Here is a 19,070-nt window from a genome sequence, read left to right on the forward strand (position 1 = left end):
CCGTTCCCTCAGAGGTTGAGCCTGGCATTGGCGGGATCGACGAAGACCGGGCTGCAGACTTCGGCAAGCGTTTCCTCGCCGCGCAGCCTGTCCCAGATGACAACTTTCTCGCCATAGCGCTCCCGGCCGGACTTCAGGAAGCCTAGCGCGATGAACTGGCCGAGCACGGGCGAGTGGCAGGCCGAGGAGACATAGCCCTGGTCGTTCAGCGTCGAGGGCTTGGCGCCTTCGCGCAGGAGATGCGCACCAGCCCGGATATCCTTATCTTTCTCGATCGGTTTCAGGCCGACCATCTGCATGCGATCGGCCGCCGTGAGGCCGAAACGTGTCGACAGCCGCTTGCCGATGAAATCGGCCTTCTGCGACGACAGCATCCGACCGAAGCCAACATCGTCAGGCGTCACGCGCCCATCCAGTTCGGCATGGGTGACATGGCCCTTCTCGATGCGCAACACATTGAGCGCCTCCAGTCCGTAGGCGCAGATGCCATGGGCCCTGCCCGCCTCCATAAGCGCATCGGCGACCGCTTCGCCGTAACCGGCTGGCACCGCCAGCTCGTAGGCCAGCTCGCCCGAAAACGAGATCCGGAACAAACGACCCTTCAGGCCGCCCTTGAGGGTCACGGCCTTTGCCGCAAGAAACGGGAAAGCCGCGTTCGACACATCGTCTTCGACCAGCGCCTGCACGACCAGCCGCGCCTTTGGCCCGGCGATTGCCATCTGCGCCCATTGGTCGGAAACCGAGCAGAACCTGAGATTGAGGTCCGGCCAGAGCACCTGCGCGCAATATTCCATATGGGACAGGACACCGCCGGCCAGCGCCGTGGTGGTGGTGACGACAAAATGCTCCGGACCCAGCCGGCTCGTCGTGCCATCATCATAGACCATGCCGTCCTCGCGCAGCATCAGGCCGTAGCGCGCCTTGCCGACCGGCAGCTTGAGAAACGGGTTGCAATAGACACGATTGAGGAATTCGGCCGCATCCGGACCGAAGACCTCGATCTTGCCAAGCGTCGAGACGTCGCAAAGCCCGACATTGGCGCGCACGGTCAGCACTTCGCGATCAACGCTTTCGCGCCAGGTCTTTTCGCCGGCGCGCGCAAACCAGGACGGGCGATACCAGAGGCCGGAATCGATGAACACAGCGCCATTGCGGGCGGCCCAGCCATGCAGCGGCGAGACCCGCTTGGGGGCCGCATGTTCGTCCCGTGATGTGCCGGCCAGCGCCCCGAACGGCACCGGCGTATAGAACGGCCGGAAGGTCGTCGTGCCGACATCGGCCGGGCTGATGCCCTGCATGGCGGCCAGCAGCCCCGTGGCGTTGATGCCGGAAAGCTTACCCTGGTCGGTTGCCATGCCGTTGGTCGTATAGCGCTTGGCATGCTCGACATGGCCGAAGCCCTCGCGCAGCGCAAGCCCCAGATCGCTGACATGCACGTCGTTCTGGAAATCGACAAAAGCCTTGGATTTGGCACCCGCAACATACCAGAGCGCGGTGAAGGATGGATCCGGCTCCGCGCCGACGACCGGCAGATCGGCGGGTGACGTCGAGAAGCCGAGGTCGTTTGCAAAAGCCTGCGCCTTGTCGGCACCGTCCCTCAGGCAGGCAGGCAGCGAATAAAGCCCCGCTGCCGAACCGGCAACGCCAAACCCCTGCCCCACATCCGGGGCGACGAAGGCTTTGAGCGCCTCCGACCATAGGGGCTTGGCACCCCGCTGGCAGGCCAGATGGATGACAGGGCTGAAACCGCCGGACATGCCAATGGCGTCGCAGTCGATGATTTCCTCAAAGCCGGCACGTTCGACCACCAATCCCGAGAGGCGCAACTTGCCCTTTGTATCGACGATCGATCCACCGCGGATCACGCGCGTTCCGGACGGAGCAACATCGGGGCTCTCCGCGCGGCTGTCGATGATCGCGGCAACGCTGATGCCGTGCGCGGAAAGATCGGCGGCGGTGCGATAACCGGCGCTGCCATTGGTAAAGATCGCCACCGACGTGCCGGCAGCGACGCCGTAGCGATTGGCATAGGTCGACAGCGCGCCCGCCATCATCACGCCCGGCCGGTCGTTTCCACCAAAGACCAGCGGCCGCTCTTCCGCCCCCGTGGCAAGAAGTGCGCGCCTGGCGGCAATGCGCCAGAGCCGCTCCACCGGCAGCTTCGCCGATGGCGTCGCGACATGCTTCTGCACCCGCTCCAGCGCGCCGAAGACATTGTCATCGTACCAGCCGAACACGGTGGTACGCGTCATCAACGTCACGTTCGGCAAGGCTTCCAGTTCCGTGATCGCCGCTGCGGCGAAAGCGGCAGCCGGAGCGCCGTCGATCGGGGTCGTCTCCGACAACAGCGATCCACCGTGGCGAAATCCTTCGTCAGCGAGAACAACACGCAGCCCAGCGCGCCCGGCGCTGAGCGCTGCCATCAGCCCCGTCGGGCCCGAGCCGATGACCAGAAGGTCGCAATGGGCCCAGCATTTCTCGTAGGTTTCCGGATCGCGCTCGAGCACGGCGCGACCAAGCCCCGCCGCCTTGCGGATGATCGGCTCGTAGACCTTTTCCCAGAAGGCCGCCGGCCACATGAAGGTCTTGTAGTAGAAGCCCGCCGACAGGAACGGCGAGAGAAGCCCGTTTACGGCACCGACATCATATTTCAACGATGGCCAGCGGTTTTGGCTGCGGGCGTCAAGACCGGCATAAAGCTCGGCAACGGTGGCTTTCGTATTGGGATCGGAACGTGCGCCCAACCCGAGGGTGACCAGCGCATTCGGCTCCGATACGCCGGCCGAAACGATGCCACGCGGGCGATGATACTTGAAACTGCGGCCGACCAGCATCCGGTCGTTGGCAAGCAGGCCCGATGCCAGCGTGTCGCCCTCAAACCCCTGCATCGACTGGCCGTCGAAGGTGAATGTCAGGGGCGCGCTGCGATCGACCAGACCACCGGCGGACAGGCGGTAAGCGGTCATCGGCTGGTCTCCCAGGGACGCACCGCCCCGTCGCTTACGGAAAAGACCTCATGGGTGAACGTGTCGCGCTCGACCACCAGCCAGCGCCGGCACCCGGCGACATGCTGCCAGTGTTCGCGGTAGCGGCCACGCGGATTGGCACGGATGTGCACATAATCGTTCCAGGTCTCATCGGATGACTCAGGATCGGGCCGCACGAGCGAGGCATCGCCACGAATCGAGAACTCTTCCTTCGGACGGATGCCGCAATGCGGACAGGGGATCAGGCTTGCCATAGCGTCAGAATCTCAATGCAGGTTGGGCTCACTGGTGGTCGGGCTCATTTAAGGTTTTGCTCAATGGAGATTCGGCTGCGGACCCGCGCCGTGTTCATCGATGGGATAGCCGCGCTCGAACCGATCGAGACGCAGGAAACGGGCGACGGGATGGGTCTCGTTCTTGGCAATCAGGTGGGCGAAACACCAGCCGGATGCCGGCGTCGCCTTGAAGCCGCCATAACACCAGCCGGCGTTCAGGTAGAGATTGTCGATCGGCGTGCGGCTGATGATCGGCGAGCCATCCATGCTCATGTCCATCACCCCACCCCACGAGCGCAGCACCCGGGCACGCGAAAGACCGGGGATCATCGTCACCCCCTCCTCCATCACATGCTCGACGGTCGCCAGATTGCCGCGCTGGGCATAGGAATTGTAGCCATCGATCTCGGCGCCGAAGACGAGCCCGCCCTTGTCCGATTGCGAGATGTAGAAATGCCCGGCGCCATAGGTGATCACATGGTTGATCGCCGGCTTCAGCCCCTCGGTCACGAAAGCCTGCAGCACATGGCTTTCGATCGGCAGCTTCAGCCCGGCCATCTGGCCGACACGCGATGTGTTGCCGGCTGCGGCCAGACCGAGTTTTCCGCAACCGATGAAGCCGCGCGATGTCTCGACGCCGGTGACGACGCCGTTTTCGCGACGGATACCGGTGACTTCGCAATTCTGGATGAGATCGACGCCATGTTTATCGGCAGCCCGGCCAAAACCCCAGGCCACGGCGTCGTGACGCGCTGTGCCGCCGCGCTTCTGCAGCAGACCACCGATGATCGGGAACCGGGCATGGTCGAAATTCAGATAGGGCAGCATCTTCCTGAGTGCCGCCCGATCCAGCAGCTCGGCCGGCACGCCCTCCATCCACATGGCATTGCCCCTGCGGATATAGGCATCGCGCTGGCCATCATTGTGGAAGAGATTGATGATCCCGCGCTGCGACAGCATGGCGTTGTAATTCAGGTCCTGCTCCAGCCCTTCCCAGAGCTTCATCGAGAACTCGTAGAACGGCTCATTGCCCGGTAGCATGTAGTTGGAGCGCACGATCGTGGTGTTGCGGCCGACATTGCCCGAGCCGAGATAACCCTTTTCCAGGACGGCGATGTTGCGAACGCCGAATTCCTTGGCAAGATAATAGGCGGTCGCCAGGCCATGGCCACCGCCCCCGACGATGATCACATCGTAGAACGGCTTGGGCTCGGGTTGGCGCCAGGCCGGTTTCCAGTTCACATTGCCGGACAGGGCGTTTTTGACGATCGAGAATGCTGAATAGCGCATGCCGGACAGGAATCCATGTTTGTTGCAGCGCTACATTCGCACAGGCGACGGGCCGAGCAAAGGCCGGGACCACAGATAGACGACATAAATGCGCCATGAGGGTCTGGCGATTGTTGTCGCTGACCGATGGTGGTTTGCGCTTCCGGCTTTGGCCGGAAATATGCGATCGTGACGGATCAGCGAAAGCTCTGGGTAAAGTTTGCCCGATATGATTTTTTGCTGGACCGAAACGGTCGATGGCGATTGAATTCGGTTTCCGGCCTATGGCCGGGAGGGCGGGAAAACGGAACGATGCTGGATATCCTGGAAAGGGCGGCGCTTGCCGCCGGCAAGGCCATTCTCGATATCTATCATGCGGGTCCGGACGTCAGCTACAAGGCCGACTGTTCCCCGGTGACCGATGCCGACAATATGGCGGAGGAAATCATCCTGAAGGATCTTGCCACCGCCTTTCCCGACATTCCCATTGTCGCGGAGGAGCAGGCCGCAGCCGGGCACATACCCGACATCGAGAACAGGCTTTTTTTCCTGGTTGATCCGCTCGACGGCACCAAGGAATTCATCAGCCGGCACAATGATTTTACCGTCAACATTGCCCTGATCGAGAAAGGCATTCCGATTGCCGGCGTCGTCTACGCGCCGGCACTGGGCGTGCTCTATGCAGCCGCACGCGGCAGGGCGGAGAAGTTTGCGGTAACCGACACCTTCACCATTGGCGAGCGCATCATCATCGGCTGCCGCAGCCGTGGCGACAAGCTGACGGCGCTGGCCAGCCGCTCGCACAACAGCAGCGAAACCCTCGCCTACATGAATGAAAGGGGCATAGAAGATTATGAAGCGATTGGCTCGTCGCTGAAATTCTGTCTTCTGGCCGAAGGCGCCGCCGACATTTATCCGCGCTTCAGCCGGACAATGGAGTGGGACACGGCCGCCGGAGATGCGGTGCTTCGGGCGGCAGGCGGCGAAACCCTGACGATGGACGGCCATCCGCTCACCTATGGCAAACGCAACCAGTCACGCGATGTCGATTTCGCCAACCCCTCCTTCGTTTCGCGCGGCAAAGGCTGAACGCGGGCGCTCTCGTTCGATTTTATCCCGCATTTTCAACGCTGACGATACGCCAACATTCCCGTCGCCCCGTCCCGGCTTAGGCTTCTCCCGACAAATGGAGAAATCGAGCGATGAGCGACATCACGGCCAATCTGGACATGCCCTATATCCTGCCCTCGCAGGCCCAGAAACATGTCACCCACAACGAGGCCCTGCAGATCCTCGATGCCGTGACGCAATTGACGGTGACGGCACAACTCGTCGCCCCGCCCTCCGATCCCCAGGAAGGCAGCTGCTTTGCCATAGCGGCATCGGCGACGGGACTTTGGGCCGGCAAGGATGGCCGGCTGGCGCTGCGGCAGGACGGCAGCTGGATTTACATCCTTCCGCGTGAAGGCTGGCGCGCCTGGTTTCTCGCCGACGACCGCCTGCGGATCCATGACGGCGATCAATGGCAGTTTTTCGACGGCATCGGCACGCCGGAAAAGATCGGGATCAATGCCACGGCCGACCTGACCAACCGGCTCTCGCTGTCGGCCACAGCCAGCCTTTTCAACCACGATGGTCATGGTCACCAGATCAAGGTCAACAAGGCGGCCAGCGGCGAGACAGCGAGCCTTCTGTTCCAGTCCGGCTTTTCCGGACGCGCGGAAATAGGGCTCGCCGGAGACAACGAATTTGCCGTCAAGGTCAGTCCGGACGGATCGAGCTGGGCCTCGGCACTGAGCATTACCGGCCAGGGACAGGTGCGGATGCCGCTGCGACCGCTCGCCCGCGCGACGCGCGGCGGCGGCGTGGTGACGCCCGCATCCGGATCGCAGACCGGTTTTTCCACCCTCAGCATCAATCAGGGCGGCTTCAGCCTCGGTGCCTCCCTTGCCGGCGGCGGCAATCGGCTGATCGTACCGGTGAGTGCCGCCTACCTCGTCTGCCTCGGCGTCGAGGCTAACCCGTCCGGCGCTTTCACAGTCTCCGTCAAGGTCAATGGCACGACGACCATTGCCAGCATCAACGACAATGATGCCGCAACCGCAGCCTATGCCAATTGCGCCATCGGCCTTGCTTTGCTCACCGCAGGCGACTGGCTTTCCCTTGAGCACACCGGCACCACCCCGCTCGACTTCGGCTATGACAAGACGGAACTGACAATGGTGATGCTGTAGAGCCAAGAGACGCCGGCCATCCGGTTTCCCGAGCGGGCGTCTTTCATGTCGTCCCAAGCGGGAAACACATGCTGTTTCGGCGATGTCTATTGTTGCCCGGTCAGCAATGAATAAATTCTCAGAGCAACCGGCAGAGGGGGGTAGGCGACTACGAGGCTATCGACAGAAGGCTGCCGATCGAATCCTCGTTGAAGGGCTTGGTAATCCGGGGCACGGCACGAAAAGCCAGAGGAAATACCGAATCCTCCCCGTAACCGCTGACAAAGCCAAACGGAATGCGCCGGTCCAGCAGCTTTTCCGCGAACAGAAAACTGGTCTGCGCGCCGAGATTGACGTCCAGCAGGACAAAGTCGAAGGATTCTTCCAAAAGCAGAGTTTCGGCCTGTTCGACGTTGGTCGCGATTGTAACGTCGGCGACGCCGATCGACCTCAGAATATCCTCGGCTTCCATCGCGATGATGAAATTGTCTTCCAGCACAAGAACGCGCCGGAACGTCATCGCCATTTCGGAAGGCTGCACGGATAAAGTTTCCTGTCTCTGCTGCACGGCACGGTCTTTCGCCTAATGTCAGGCACCCAAAGCAGAACCATACGCCAGGGGCGACCGCCTCGCATTTAAATAAGACATGCATCGAAGAGAAGAGACGCATATCCGCACCATGACCGATGGAACCAAGCGGCCTTTGCCGCGTTTCCAAGGCACAATAAACGCAATGGGTGGTCCCGATGACCGATATCGCGCCGAATAGCCAAGCGCCGATCCCCAATGCGATCGAACTCCATTTGAACCCAAGGAGACACGGCCATGGCCACGACGGCATCCGTATTGAAACCGAAAGCCAAAGACGAACAGTTCGACATCGGCTTGACGACAGCTTACCGCGAGACAATGTCGGCCGATCTCTCATCGATCCTGGCGGACACCTACCAGCTTCTGATCAAGAGCCACATCTATCACTGGAACGTCGTCGGCCCGCTTTTCAAGCCGCTTCATGAACTGACCGAAGAGCACTATAACACGCTTTTCAAGGCAACCGACGTGATCGCTGAACGTATCCGCGCGCTTGGTCATCTGGCGCCGGCAAAGCTCGGAGACGCCGCGAAGTTTTCTCCAAAGGCGGCCGACGTCAATCACACCTCCGCAGCCGACATGGTCGCCGATCTGATCTCCGATCACGAATCCGCGGTGCGGATGATGCGAACGGCAGCGTCTAACGCGGACGAGAACGACGACATGGTGACCGCGGATATGCTGACAGCGCGTCTGACCTTCCACGAGAAGGCGCTTTGGATGCTGCGGGCTATCATCTCGCAATAGCCGTCAACATTGCCTGGCGCAGTGACATGTTGAAAGCTTCGGTACTCCGGAGCTTTCAGCGATCATTCTTCCCAACCGCCGTCGCGACTTCAGCGCAGGCGTTCATATGAACGGGCGCTTCTTTTCCTTGTAGCCATCCCATCCGGCGAGTTGCATCAAGCCCTTGTCGTCGAGAATATCGCATCCCTTGTCGGCCCAGCGGATCATTTTGCGTTCGCCGAGTTTTTTCAATGTCTTGTTGGTGTGAACAATCGAGAGACCGAGCGTATCAGCGACATGCTGCTGCGTGATCGGAATAGAGACGCGCTGCCCGTCGAAAAGCTGCAGCGCCTTCGCCCGCTGATACAGGAACGCCAGAAGATAGGCCGCCCGTTCGAGCGCCGAGCGCCGCCCGATGCTCAGCAGATTCTCATCGAGAATCCTTTCCTCGCGTGCCGCAATCCAGGTCAGGTCATAGGCAAGGTCCGCGTGATTGCGGAATATGCCGCCAAGCTTGTCCCGCTCGAAGACGCAGAGCGTAACCGGTGAGAGCGCCTCGATCGAATGCTGCATCTCGCCCATCAGGCTCCCCTGCAGGCCGATCAGGTCGCCGGGCATCATGTAGTTCAGGATCTGCCGGCGGCCATCATCCAGCATCTTGTAGCGAAAACCCCAACCGGACAAGACCGTGAACAGATGCGCACTGTGCGAGCCCTCGACGAGGATCGTCGCGCCCGCGTCGACAGCCAGTTCGCCGGTTTTGAAATTTGATACGAATTCCAGTTCCTCCGGCGTGAAATTGCGGAAATGCTCCAGCTTGCGCAGGGGACACTGCTCGCAGGGGGTCCTCTGGCTGTTTCGTGTTTTTGTCGTTGCCATGAATCTGCCGATGCTGGATGAGAGAAATGTGGACGCAGTCGTTTGAATTGACGAGAAGATTAGCGCCGGACAAAAGACCGGCAAACCCAGAATAGCGGCGTTTCGAATTTTGTCTGCCCCGCGTTCACCGTCCTGCCCTGCGGAGCATGAACATCGCCACCTGATCATCCCTGATCACTGCGTGTCAAACCGGACATATCAAGGTGGTGGTAAAACTTTAAATCGACTGCATAATTCCTGAAATACTTTCCGATTTCCGAAATTATGCAGTAGCTTTCGTTTCCAGCATCGACAACAAAATGATGGAAACACACCTATGAACCATCCCGCTTTCGCCAGCCACCACGTTGCAGTCATAACGGGTGCTGCCTCCGGCATAGGGCTTGCTGCCGCCCGCCGGTTTGCCGGCCTCGGCATGAAGGTCGTCCTGGTCGACCTCCCGGGCGAGAAACTGGAGCAGGCAAAGCGTGAAACGGCGGCACTTGCACCCCTCGGCGCAGACAGTGTCATTGCCGTCGCGGCGGATGTCTCCCGGCTGGATGCGATCGAAGAACTGGAGCGGCAAGTCATAGCCACGTTCGGGCGCGTCCATGTCCTCATGAACAATGCAGGGATCCAGCCGGGCAGCGATCTGTTCGGTCCCCTGAAAAACTGGGAGGACGTCCTCTCGGTGAACCTGTGGAGCGTGATATACGGCGCCCGCGTCTTTGCGCGGGGAATGATTGCCCACGGCGCACCCGGCATCATCGTCAACACCGGCTCCAAACAGGGCATCACCACGCCGCCGGGCGATCCCGCCTACAATGTCGCCAAGGCCGGCGTGAAGGTCTTCACCGAAGCTCTGCAGCACGAATTGCGCAACACGCCGGATTGCAAGATCACCGCCCATCTGCTGATCCCCGGCTTTGTCCATACGGGCCTGACGTCTCATGGCCGGACCGAAAAGCCGGAGGCGGCCTGGACTGGTGCGCAAACCGTGGATTTCATGATGGAGAGCCTCGAAAGCGACGACTTCTACATTCTCTGCCCGGACAATGACGTCACGCGCGCCATCGATGAAAAACGCATCCTTTGGGCCGCCGGCGACATCGTCGAAAACCGTCCCCCGCTCTCCCGCTGGCATCCCGACCATGCGGAGGCATTCAAGGCACACCTGGCAAAGCCAAAGCCGCAATTGTGAGCGAGCATGGCTGCGCCTTGGAAAGGCTCGATTTAGCGAATGCAGAAATGCAATCAGGCGTCATTGTGTTGACAGTGCATTTCCGCTTGCGGGACTGGCCTTTCCAGCCGCTGACTGATTTTCTGCCCCGGCAAAACGAGGTATAAAATCATGACGAGCGGCATTCACCACATCACCCTGATTACCCGCAAGGTCCAACTCAACGTCGATTTCTACGCGGGCTTTCTCGGGCTCCGGCTTGTCAAGCGAACCGCCGGCTACGAGGATGCAGCGCAGTTGCACCTGTTCTATGGCGATGCTCTCGGCGCACCCGGATCGCTCGTCTCCTTCCTTGTCTGGGAAGACGGGGCACCGGGCCGCGTCGGCCATGGCCAACCGAGCGAAATCGCCTTTGCCATCGCCCCGGCCAGCATCGGCTTCTGGCTGACGCGCGCTTTGCAGCAGCAGATCGCCATGAGCGGCCCGACCCAGGAGTTCGGGGAGCCCGTGCTGCGCCTCAAGGATCCGGACGGTGTCATCGTCAAGCTCGTCGGAAGCAATGATCTTGGAGCGACCGCGCCATGGACGACGCCGGACATTCCGGCCGAGGATGCCATACGGCGTCTGCGTGGCGCGACGGTGCTGACCGAGAAGCCGCAGGAAACCGCAGCTTTCCTCGAAACCCATTTCGGTTTTTCCCAAACGGCTGCAACCGACAGCATTCGCCGGCTGACATCCGCTTCCCGCGATATCATCGATGTTCGCGATGCAGGCGGTTTCTGGACCGCCGCCCCCGGCACCGGCACCATCGATCACATTGCCTTGCGGGCAGAGGACGAAACCGCAGTCAGGGCGGTCCACCGCGCACTCGATGCGGCCGGGTCCGGCGAGATCTCGGCCCATGACCGGAAATATTTCTATTCGCTCTATGTCCGCGAACCCGGCGGTTCCCTGTTCGAACTGGCAACGGACGTCCCCGGCATGCTGATCGACGAAGCAGAGGGCACGCTCGGAACAGAACTTTTCATTCCCCCTCATTTTCAAAGCGACCGCTCGGATATCCGGGTTGCGCTTCCGCAATTTTCGATGCCAGGAGAACCACGCATGACCGCCCGCGATCTGCCTTTCATTCATCGTCTCCAGCAGCCCGAAAATCCGGATGGCACCACGCTCGTGTTGCTGCACGGCACTGGCGGCAACGAAACCAGCCTGCTGCAACTCGGCAACCAGATTGCGCCGAATGCGACCCTTCTGTCCCTGCGCGGCCGCAGCCTGGACGAGGGGTTTCCGCGCTTTTTCCGGCGTCTCACCAATCTCAGCTTCGACCAGGCGGAAATCATTTCCGAGGCGGAGGCTTTCGCCGCATTCGTCGAAGGTGCGGTTGAAGGCTATGGCATCGATCTTTCGAAAACCCTGTTCGTTGGCTATTCCAACGGTGCCAACATGCTCGGCGCGGTCATGCTGCTGCATCCCGGCCTGATCCGGCAGGCTGCCCTGTTCCGGGCCATGAATGTGCTGGAAACCATTCCCGGCGGCGACCTGACAGGGACAAAGGTGCTGATGACAACCGGTGCGCAGGACCCTTACGCCCCCTACACGCCGGCGCTGGAAAAGAACCTCATCAACGGGCACGCCGCAGTCGAGAACACGCTTCTCAACACCGGCCACGAACTCAGCCTCCAGGACGTCAGCGTCACGAAGACCTGGCTTGCGGAGATCGGATTCTAGCGGGCGGCAAGCTTTCACACGCCAATGGAGACTGGTAACCTTACCGAGGGGCAGGAGTAGACAACCAGCGGATGCGGCTATCGTGACCCGCAATAGCCGGCAAACGTCTCGATGAAGGATGACAGTCTCTTTTTTGCTTCCTCGTCGATCAGTATGCCGTCAGCATCGAACAAGCCGTTCGCCTTGGGCAGCATCAGGCGCTTTGCCGACCAGAGATCGGCGCCAAGTGTATGGAACACCGGAAGCCAGGCATTCTGTCCGAGAATCGTACCGAAATTGCCGGGCGACGTGCCGGCAAGGGCGAAGGCACGGCCGGCAAAGACATTCGGCGCACCGGTCATCGAGGAGCTGACCCAGTCGATGGCATTCTTGAAAACGCCGGGCATGGAATTGTTGTATTCCGGCGAAAACAGGATGACGCCATCCGCCGCGGCAATCTGGTCCTTCAGGACACGCACCGCCTCCGGAACGCCCGCCTTTTCGACATCGGCATTGTAGAGCGGGATGCCTTCGATCGTGCCCACCGAAAACGCCACGCCCTCGGGCACAAGCGAGACGGCAGCGCGCAGCAGCGCCGTGTTGTACGAGGCCTTGCGCAGGCTGCCGGAGATTCCAAGCAGTTTCGTCATCGAGGTCATCCTTCTGTGGCTTGACCGGAAGAATGGTGCGGAAATGCGAAAAGTACAGAGGAAAAAGCCGGGCGCCTTTGGCCCCCGGCTGTTGTTCACGGCTGTTTTCAGACAAGCGGTTTCAGCCGCGCCTCGATCTGCGCCCGCTTGCCCTCGAGGAAGGGCGGCAGCGACAGGCTTTCACCCAGGGTTTCCAGCGGTTCGTCGACGGCAAATCCCGGGCCATCCGTGGCAATCTCGAAAAGGATGCCGTTCGGCTCGCGGAAATAGAGCGAGCGGAAATAATAGCGCTCGACCTCGCCGCTCGACGGAAGCCGGAAGCCCTGCAAACGGGTCGTCCATTCCTGCAGGGCCGCCACGTCCGGCGCCCGGAAGGCCACGTGATGCACGGCACCGGCACCCTGCCGCGCCGTCGGAAGTCCCGGCTGGACCGCCACGTGCAGTTCGGCGGCCGGACCGCCCTCGCCCATCGAAAACACATGCACCTCGCCGACGCCATCCGGCGACGGATAAGTCCGCGATTCGACCATGTTCATCACATGCGTCAGGACGATTTCGGTGTTGGTGATGTCAGGCACGCTCATGGTGATCGGGCCGAGCCCCTTGATCTGGTGTTCGGCAGCGACCGGCGAACGATCCCATGGATGCGACGGTGCAAGCCCGCCATCGTCAATCAGGCGAAACCGCTGGCCCTCGCCATCCTCGAAGTCGATCGAGGTGCGGCCATCAATCTCGACAATTTCGCCGGCCGTGACGGCGAGCGCATCGAAGCGCGCCTTCCACCAGGCGATACTATCGCGACTGCCGACCCGCAGGCCGGTGCAGGAAACACTGTGCGTGCCCCGCCCCTCGCGACCGACGGGCCAGTCGAAGAATGTCAGGTCGGTGCCAGGACTTGCCAGTCCATCGGCGTAGAACAGGTGATAGGCGCTGGTGTCGTCCTGATTGACGGTCTTCTTGACCAGCCGCAACCCGAGAACCTGCGTGTAGAATCGCAGATTTTCGGGCGCATTGGCGGTGATCGCCGTCAGGTGGTGGATACCGGTCAGTTGCAGGCTCATGGCCGCCTCCTTGAAGTGAAACGCGTTGAGGCGAATATCGGGTGCCTCGACCGTTTAACAAAGGACTATATCGCGGACAGATTGTTCACCAATATCGAACGACCATCAACGCGCATTCAACGCTTGAAGTCGACGCGGACCCGGGCAACGGGCAGGATGTATTTCCAGACGGTCGCAGTGTTGACGATCGTCTTGCCGTCGTCGGAAAGCACCATCCGGTCATAGAAGCGCACGACGTTTTTCTCCGGTCCCGGATCGAGATCGACGAGGTAATTGAACCGCGCGGTGTTGCCGCTGACCCGCAGCGTGGTCGTGCCAATCACGTCCTCGCGCGTGCCGCGATAGGTGTTTGGACCGGTGCGGACAAAAATCCACGTCTTGCGGTCCTTCTCGCCATCATCATAGACGAAGTCCTCGCGCAGGGTCAGGGTATCGCCCCGCAGGCGTCCGGTAAGCAGAACGACGAATGTCCGGTTGACGCCATTGATGGCAGAGAACGACCCGACCGCCGTCGTGCGACCGACGAAGAACGTCTCCATCAACGTATCGGCAGCAGCGGCAATACCGGGCATGAAGCTGACGGATGCCAGAACCGCAATCGATCGCAAAAAGAGCTTCATTGTGTTTCTCCTGTTGTTGGTTTGACAGGAGATACGAGAACAGGGCTGCAATGGTTTCCCCATCCATGCAGGGTGATCGCGGATTGGCTTTCTAAACGCGCTCCACGTCCTTGAGATAGGTGTTTTCGGCCTTGGAAATGAGGAAATGCTCCGGCCTGATATCGGCGATCATCAGATGTTCGCCATGCGCGCCTGAACTGGCAAGCAGCGAGCCATCGGGGGCTGCGATGCGGGACAATCCGGCAAAGGAGAACCGCGCATCCGCACCGCAATGGTTGATATAGGCGACGAAGACCTGGTTTTCGAAGGCCCGCGTCTGGATCATGTGATCGGTGATGAAGGTGCCTGACCAGCCGGCAGGAAGCGCTGTCGGGACCAGAATCGCCTCGGCACCGGCCTGCGCCAGTCGTCTGACATTCTCCGGGAACTCGACGTCATAGCAGATCAGCATGCCACAGGTGACGCCCCGGTGATGGAACAGCCTGGTTTCGGGCCTGCCGGGCTCAAACAGGCTGCGCTCATAGTCGCCATAGAGATGCGACTTGCGATAGACGGTCGGCTGGACATTCCCGTCGACATGGACAGCGCTGTTGAACACCACACCGTCAGCCCGCTCCGCAAAACCGGCGATAATGGCGAGACCGGTCCTCGTCGACAGCGACTGCAGCTGCTGGACGATCGGCCCGTCCGCAGGCTCCGCCAGATCAGCGATCACGTCGCCGGCGCCGTAGCCGGTAATGCACAGTTCGGGCGTCACCAGCAGGCTCGCCCCGGCTTCTGCCGCCTCCTGCGCCGCGACGGCGATGCGGGCGAGGTTCGCTTCGACGTCGCCGCCGATGGATTGCATCTGGAGTGCTGCAAGCGTGATCATTTATCCTCCGATGCCATGGCGCCGAGCAGTTTTGGCAGATCGCCGAACCGCGCGACAAGGGAAAAGATGACGGCGGCGGTTGCCACGAACAGGATCGTCACCGAGGCCATGGTCGGCGTGTAGCCGTAGCGCAGTGCGTTGAAGATCTTGATCGGCAGCGTCTCCATCACGAAGCCGACGGTCATGTAGGCAACGATATATTCGTTGAGGGACAGGACGAAGGCGAACGCATAACCGGAAACCATGTAAGGCAGGATCAGCGGCAGCACGACGGTGCGGAAGATCGTCCTGTCGTCGGCGCCCATCGTGGCCGCCGCTTCCACCAGCGAGCGGTCGATGGCGGTGAAGCCGAGCGACAAGGTTACCAGTGGCAGCGTCACGAAGAAGATCGCGTGGCTGATGACGGCCGTCCAGGGCTGGCCGTAAAAACCGGTTGTTGCCCAGAATGTCAAAAGACCCAAAGCCGTGATCACCGGTGGCAGCGTGAACGGCGCAATCCCGATGAGCTGGAAAATATTCGCCCAGGGCGCCACCCGCCGCCACAGGAACCAGGACAACGGCAAAGCAATCGCCACAGCCAGAGCGGCCGACAGAACCGCGAGCGTGACGGAGGCAAACAGTGCGTTGCGCCATTCCGGATTGAGGAAAATCTCGCCGTACCAGGACAGCGAAAATCCCTTGGGCGGAAAGGCCAGCGTCTGTTTCTCGTTCACCGAGACGCCGGCAACGACGATCATCGGCAAGGCCATGAAAAGGCCGATCAGGAAGAAATAAAGTCTGTTGAACATCCCGGTCATGCGGCCTCTCCCTTGCGTCCGGCCAGCACGGTAAGCGCCACCAGCCCGAGTGTGACAAGCACGAGGAACACGGCCATGGCAGCGGCAAACGGCATGTTCGACTGATAGATCGCCTGGTCGGTGATCAGAACCGACAGTGTCCAGTGCTGCGGCCGGCCGAGAAGCTGCGGCAGGAGATAGGAGCCGAGCGCGAAGATGAAGACCATGATCAGCGTCGCGACGATGGTATTGCGCAAGGCCGGTACGACGACGGTGAAGAAGGCACGAACCGGCGAGGCACCGAGCGTGCGGGCCGCTTCCGTCAATGTCGGATCAAGGCGCACCAAGGCGGGATAGAGGACCAGCACCGTATAGGGAAACGCCTGGTAGACCATGCCTGTCAGCACAGCCCCGAAGCTTGGCAGCAGAGCCTTTGCTTCGCTCATGATCCCGGCCATCACCAGAAGATTGGTGATGCCGGCCGTGCGCGAAAACAGCGTCGACCAGGCAAAACCGATGATCACTTCCGACAGCGAGAGGACGGACAGCAGCGCCACCAGCCAGACGATCTGCACCTTCCGCTTCATGCGGGTCAAGAGATAGGTAAACGGCAGCGCCAGCACGACGCAGCAGATCGCGACGACGACCGCCAGCATCAGCGAGAAGCCGAGCACATTGGCGAAGAACCAGCTGATGAAGCGCTCGTAATTCGACAGCACGAAGGCCGGCACGTAGAAACCGCCCTGCTGGCGCTGGAAAAACGAAACCGCGATCATCGTTGCAAACGGCACGACGAAGAACACGATCAGCATCATCGCCGGAAAAAACAGCGGCGCATAATCGCCGATCTTTTGGGGCGCTTCTCTTCTCATCGGGCCAGCACCACGCAGACATCCGGCGACAGAACGACACCGACGGGCTGGCCGACCGAAACGTCCGGTCGGGCTCTCGGCGTCGAAACAGCAATGATCTGACGTCCCGCGACATCGACGAAGGTTTCGATCATGCCGCCAAGATCGCGGACGAAGGTGACCGTGCCCGACAGCGCACCGGCACCCGGTGCCGTCAGATGCACATCCTCGGGACGAACCGACAGCGTGGCCTTGTTCATCCCGGGCTTGAATGCGATCCCCTCGACCGGCTGGCCAAGCACCAGCGCGCGTCCAGTGCTATCGAGTTCGGCTTCGAGCAGATTGGTCTGGCCGATGAAGTCGGCGACGAAACTGTCGGCCGGCTTGCGATAGATCTCCATCGGCGATGCCGCCTGGCGGATTTCGCCGCCCTTCATGACGACGACGGTATCGGCCATGGTCATGGCTTCCCGTTGGTCGTGGGTGACGACGACGGTGGTTATGCCGAGCTTTTGCTGCAGCTGCCGCAATTCGACCTGCATCGCCTCGCGCAGCTTGGCATCGAGTGCCGACATCGGTTCGTCGAGCAGGAACAGCCTAGGCGAAATCGACAAGGCGCGGGCGATCGCCACGCGCTGGCGCTGGCCACCCGACAATTTGGCAACCGGCCGGTCGGCATAGCCGGACAGATGGACCATCGACAGCAATTCGGCGACCCGCTTTTTCTGGTCTTCCTTTGGCACACCGCGGATGCGCAGCGGATAGGCAATGTTCTCGCCGACCGTGAGATGTGGGAACAAAGCGAGCGACTGGAACACCATGCCGAGATTGCGCTTGTGCGTCGGCACATGCGTGATGTCTTCGCCATCGAGCCTGATCGACCCGCTCGTCGGCAGATCGAGACCGGCGATCATCCTGAGCAAGGTCGTCTTGCCGCACCCGGACGGTCCGAGCATACACACGAAGGTGCCCTGCGGAACATTCAGCTCGACATTGTTGACCGCCGTAAAGCTTCCGAATTCCTTCACGACATTGGTAAGGGCGAGGCCTGACATGGTGTTCCTTTGATACGTCGCAAAAAGCACGACAGCGTGGGTGGTTCACCCCCTCTGTCACGTCGTGACATCTCCCCCTCAAGGGGGGAGATCATTCTTTTCCCTCACTGCCATCGAGTAAGGGAAGCACAGAATAGGCGGCCAATCTCCCCCCATGAGGGGGAGATGTCCCGGAGGGACAGAGGGGGTAGCCCCACCCTCCGAAGCGAAATCAACCGACGATCAGTTCCGTCCACTTCTGGTTCAACCAGTCGGATTTTGTCTGATAGAGGTCGTAGCGCGGAATGATCGGATCGATATCCGACGACACCGAAGCGAATTCTGCATCGGTGAGGTCAGTCAGTTCGCGCTTGACCGTCGGCGACGTGCCGACCTTGCGCGACAGAATCGCCTGGATCGAAGGCTGGCTCATATAGTCGATGAACACATGCGCTTCCTCGACCTTGGTCGATGCGCGCGACAGCGCCCAGCAGCCCGAATCCTGGATGCCGCCTTCTTTGGGGAAGGTCGAGCGAACGGGATTGCCATCGGCAGCGGCAAGCCCGGTAACATCGTGATAATACTGGCCCATCGGGATTTCGCCTGATTTGAGCGACTGCTCGAACTGCGCCTCGTCACGATACCAGAGCCGCACATTCGGCTTGACTTCAGCCAGCTTGTCGAACGCCTTCTGGATGCCTTCCTCGGTGTCGAGCGCATTGGTGCCGCCGAGATAAGTCTTTGCCGTCACTTCCAGCAGGAAGGAGTTGGAGACAAGTGCAAGCAGGCCAAGCTTGTCGGCATTTGCCGGGTCCCAAAGAGCCTCCCATGAGGTCGGGGCTTCCTTGAACACATCGGTGTTGGTGACGAGCGTGATGTACCACGACACGGCTCCAATGCCGGCAACGCGCCCGTCCGGGTATTTGTTGACAAAACGGTCGATCAGATTGGACGCATTCTTGATCTTGGCGAGATCGAGCGGCGCCCAGAGATCGGTGGACTGGCCCTTGAGCATCGAAACCTGCGACATCATCGAGACGTCGGCCGGAGCAGCGCCCGCCTTGGCAGCCTGATCGAGCTGAACCAGCCAGGCTTCGCCGGTCGGCTCTGCCACCGATTCGACAGCGATGCCGCTTGCCTTGGTGAAGTCCGGGAAGATGTTCTTGTCGAAACTATCCTTGAAATAGCCACCATAGACGCCGACCTTCAGCGACTTGTCCTGCGCTCTCAAAATGGACGGCATGGCAAGCATCGAAACGGCTGCGGCACCGCCGGCCAAAACGGCGCGACGACCAAGCGGCCTGTTGACGATATCCTTCATCTTGTTTCTCCTTGTGTTCGGCACTTCGGCCGGTTCCCGTATTTTACGACGAAAGCGCGCGATGCGCCGGTTTAATATC

Annotated in this window: 18 protein-coding genes; 5 read left to right on the top strand and 13 right to left on the bottom strand. The window is 60.8% G+C overall.

Annotation, left to right across the window (positions count from 1 at the left end):
* Window positions 1–8 precede the first annotated feature (8 nt).
* Genes AX760_RS09530 through AX760_RS09540 form a run of 3 tightly spaced genes read right to left on the bottom strand, consistent with a single transcriptional unit; the run spans window position 9 to window position 4,552 of the window.
* Complete coding sequence (locus tag AX760_RS09530) at window positions 9–2,966, bottom strand: sarcosine oxidase subunit alpha family protein (RefSeq protein WP_071832652.1); 2,958 nt, start codon at window positions 2,964–2,966, stop codon at window positions 9–11.
* Complete coding sequence (locus AX760_RS09535; RefSeq protein WP_071832653.1) at window positions 2,963–3,241, bottom strand: sarcosine oxidase subunit delta; 279 nt, start codon at window positions 3,239–3,241, stop codon at window positions 2,963–2,965. The genes AX760_RS09530 and AX760_RS09535 overlap by 4 nt, the downstream gene beginning before the upstream one ends.
* 60 nt (window positions 3,242–3,301) lie before the next feature.
* Window positions 3,302–4,552, bottom strand: coding sequence for a sarcosine oxidase subunit beta family protein (locus AX760_RS09540; RefSeq protein ID WP_071832654.1), 1,251 nt, complete (start codon window positions 4,550–4,552; stop codon window positions 3,302–3,304).
* A gap of 291 nt (window positions 4,553–4,843) precedes the next feature.
* Between AX760_RS09540 and cysQ the strand changes: the two genes are divergently transcribed.
* On the top strand, window positions 4,844–5,620 hold the full coding sequence (cysQ, locus tag AX760_RS09545; protein WP_071832655.1) for a 3'(2'),5'-bisphosphate nucleotidase CysQ: 777 nt from the start codon (window positions 4,844–4,846) through the stop codon (window positions 5,618–5,620).
* 113 nt (window positions 5,621–5,733) lie between these two features.
* Window positions 5,734–6,765 (top strand): DUF2793 domain-containing protein, encoded by a 1,032-nt coding sequence (locus AX760_RS09550; RefSeq protein ID WP_071832656.1) that lies wholly within the window; start codon window positions 5,734–5,736, stop codon window positions 6,763–6,765.
* A 148-nt stretch (window positions 6,766–6,913) separates the two neighbouring features.
* Here the strand turns inward: AX760_RS09550 and AX760_RS09555 are convergent, their stop codons facing one another.
* Window positions 6,914–7,285, bottom strand: a complete 372-nt coding sequence (locus AX760_RS09555) for a response regulator (protein WP_342587488.1) — start codon at window positions 7,283–7,285, stop codon at window positions 6,914–6,916.
* A 285-nt stretch (window positions 7,286–7,570) separates the two neighbouring features.
* Between AX760_RS09555 and AX760_RS09560 the strand changes: the two genes are divergently transcribed.
* On the top strand, window positions 7,571–8,083 hold the full coding sequence (locus AX760_RS09560) for a Dps family protein (RefSeq protein ID WP_071832657.1): 513 nt from the start codon (window positions 7,571–7,573) through the stop codon (window positions 8,081–8,083).
* 102 nt (window positions 8,084–8,185) lie between these two features.
* Here the strand turns inward: AX760_RS09560 and AX760_RS09565 are convergent, their stop codons facing one another.
* On the bottom strand, window positions 8,186–8,941 hold the full coding sequence (locus tag AX760_RS09565) for a Crp/Fnr family transcriptional regulator (protein WP_071832658.1): 756 nt from the start codon (window positions 8,939–8,941) through the stop codon (window positions 8,186–8,188).
* Between the two features lie 316 nt (window positions 8,942–9,257).
* Here AX760_RS09565 and AX760_RS09570 point away from each other — a divergent pair, with 316 nt between their 5' ends.
* Entirely contained in the window at window positions 9,258–10,121 is an 864-nt protein-coding gene (locus AX760_RS09570) for an SDR family NAD(P)-dependent oxidoreductase (protein WP_071832659.1), read from the top strand.
* 150 nt (window positions 10,122–10,271) lie between these two features.
* Entirely contained in the window at window positions 10,272–11,828 is a 1,557-nt protein-coding gene (locus AX760_RS09575; protein ID WP_071832660.1) for a VOC family protein, read from the top strand.
* A gap of 77 nt (window positions 11,829–11,905) precedes the next feature.
* On the opposite strand, the gene AX760_RS09580 is transcribed toward AX760_RS09575, so the two are convergent.
* From AX760_RS09580 to AX760_RS09615, 8 genes are all read right to left on the bottom strand, one after another.
* Window positions 11,906–12,457 carry an NADPH-dependent FMN reductase gene (locus AX760_RS09580; RefSeq protein ID WP_071832661.1) on the bottom strand — a complete coding sequence of 184 codons (552 nt, stop codon included), beginning with the start codon at window positions 12,455–12,457 and terminating at the stop codon, window positions 11,906–11,908.
* A gap of 107 nt (window positions 12,458–12,564) precedes the next feature.
* Entirely contained in the window at window positions 12,565–13,518 is a 954-nt protein-coding gene (locus tag AX760_RS09585; protein ID WP_071832662.1) for a ring-cleaving dioxygenase, read from the bottom strand.
* Window positions 13,519–13,634: 116 nt separating this feature from the next.
* Window positions 13,635–14,138: a DUF3833 family protein gene (locus AX760_RS09590; RefSeq protein WP_071832663.1), complete on the bottom strand. Its 504-nt coding sequence runs from the start codon at window positions 14,136–14,138 to the stop codon at window positions 13,635–13,637.
* Window positions 14,139–14,229: 91 nt separating this feature from the next.
* Window positions 14,230–15,009 (bottom strand): carbon-nitrogen hydrolase family protein, encoded by a 780-nt coding sequence (locus tag AX760_RS09595; protein ID WP_071832664.1) that lies wholly within the window; start codon window positions 15,007–15,009, stop codon window positions 14,230–14,232.
* The gene (locus tag AX760_RS09600; protein WP_071832665.1) at window positions 15,006–15,806 is read right to left on the bottom strand and encodes an ABC transporter permease; all 801 of its coding nucleotides are present in this window, start codon (window positions 15,804–15,806) and stop codon (window positions 15,006–15,008) included. Before AX760_RS09600 ends, AX760_RS09595 begins: the two co-directional genes overlap by 4 nt.
* Window positions 15,803–16,657: an ABC transporter permease gene (locus AX760_RS09605; protein ID WP_071832666.1), complete on the bottom strand. Its 855-nt coding sequence runs from the start codon at window positions 16,655–16,657 to the stop codon at window positions 15,803–15,805. The genes AX760_RS09600 and AX760_RS09605 overlap by 4 nt, the downstream gene beginning before the upstream one ends.
* Entirely contained in the window at window positions 16,654–17,691 is a 1,038-nt protein-coding gene (locus tag AX760_RS09610) for an ABC transporter ATP-binding protein (RefSeq protein ID WP_071832667.1), read from the bottom strand. Before AX760_RS09610 ends, AX760_RS09605 begins: the two co-directional genes overlap by 4 nt.
* A gap of 211 nt (window positions 17,692–17,902) precedes the next feature.
* A complete protein-coding gene (locus tag AX760_RS09615) occupies window positions 17,903–18,991 on the bottom strand; it encodes an ABC transporter substrate-binding protein (protein ID WP_071832668.1) in 1,089 nt (362 codons plus the stop codon).
* Between the last annotated feature and the right edge of the window lie 79 nt (window positions 18,992–19,070).

The organism is Pararhizobium antarcticum (assembly GCF_001885585.1).
Lineage (GTDB): Bacteria > Pseudomonadota > Alphaproteobacteria > Rhizobiales > Rhizobiaceae > Pararhizobium > Pararhizobium antarcticum.

Coding starts and splice junctions, on each gene's coding strand:
- AX760_RS09575 (WP_071832660.1), top strand. CDS start 10,272: ATGACGAGCGGCATTCACCACATCACCCTGATTACCCGCAAGGTCCAA.
- AX760_RS09585 (WP_071832662.1), bottom strand. CDS start 13,518: ATGAGCCTGCAACTGACCGGTATCCACCACCTGACGGCGATCACCGCC.
- AX760_RS09605 (WP_071832666.1), bottom strand. CDS start 16,657: ATGAGAAGAGAAGCGCCCCAAAAGATCGGCGATTATGCGCCGCTGTTT.
- AX760_RS09530 (WP_071832652.1), bottom strand. CDS start 2,966: ATGACCGCTTACCGCCTGTCCGCCGGTGGTCTGGTCGATCGCAGCGCG.
- AX760_RS09580 (WP_071832661.1), bottom strand. CDS start 12,457: ATGACGAAACTGCTTGGAATCTCCGGCAGCCTGCGCAAGGCCTCGTAC.
- AX760_RS09565 (WP_071832658.1), bottom strand. CDS start 8,941: ATGGCAACGACAAAAACACGAAACAGCCAGAGGACCCCCTGCGAGCAG.
- AX760_RS09540 (WP_071832654.1), bottom strand. CDS start 4,552: ATGCGCTATTCAGCATTCTCGATCGTCAAAAACGCCCTGTCCGGCAAT.
- AX760_RS09560 (WP_071832657.1), top strand. CDS start 7,571: ATGGCCACGACGGCATCCGTATTGAAACCGAAAGCCAAAGACGAACAG.
- AX760_RS09535 (WP_071832653.1), bottom strand. CDS start 3,241: ATGGCAAGCCTGATCCCCTGTCCGCATTGCGGCATCCGTCCGAAGGAA.
- AX760_RS09570 (WP_071832659.1), top strand. CDS start 9,258: ATGAACCATCCCGCTTTCGCCAGCCACCACGTTGCAGTCATAACGGGT.
- cysQ (WP_071832655.1), top strand. CDS start 4,844: ATGCTGGATATCCTGGAAAGGGCGGCGCTTGCCGCCGGCAAGGCCATT.
- AX760_RS09615 (WP_071832668.1), bottom strand. CDS start 18,991: ATGAAGGATATCGTCAACAGGCCGCTTGGTCGTCGCGCCGTTTTGGCC.
- AX760_RS09595 (WP_071832664.1), bottom strand. CDS start 15,009: ATGATCACGCTTGCAGCACTCCAGATGCAATCCATCGGCGGCGACGTC.
- AX760_RS09600 (WP_071832665.1), bottom strand. CDS start 15,806: ATGACCGGGATGTTCAACAGACTTTATTTCTTCCTGATCGGCCTTTTC.
- AX760_RS09610 (WP_071832667.1), bottom strand. CDS start 17,691: ATGTCAGGCCTCGCCCTTACCAATGTCGTGAAGGAATTCGGAAGCTTT.
- AX760_RS09590 (WP_071832663.1), bottom strand. CDS start 14,138: ATGAAGCTCTTTTTGCGATCGATTGCGGTTCTGGCATCCGTCAGCTTC.
- AX760_RS09550 (WP_071832656.1), top strand. CDS start 5,734: ATGAGCGACATCACGGCCAATCTGGACATGCCCTATATCCTGCCCTCG.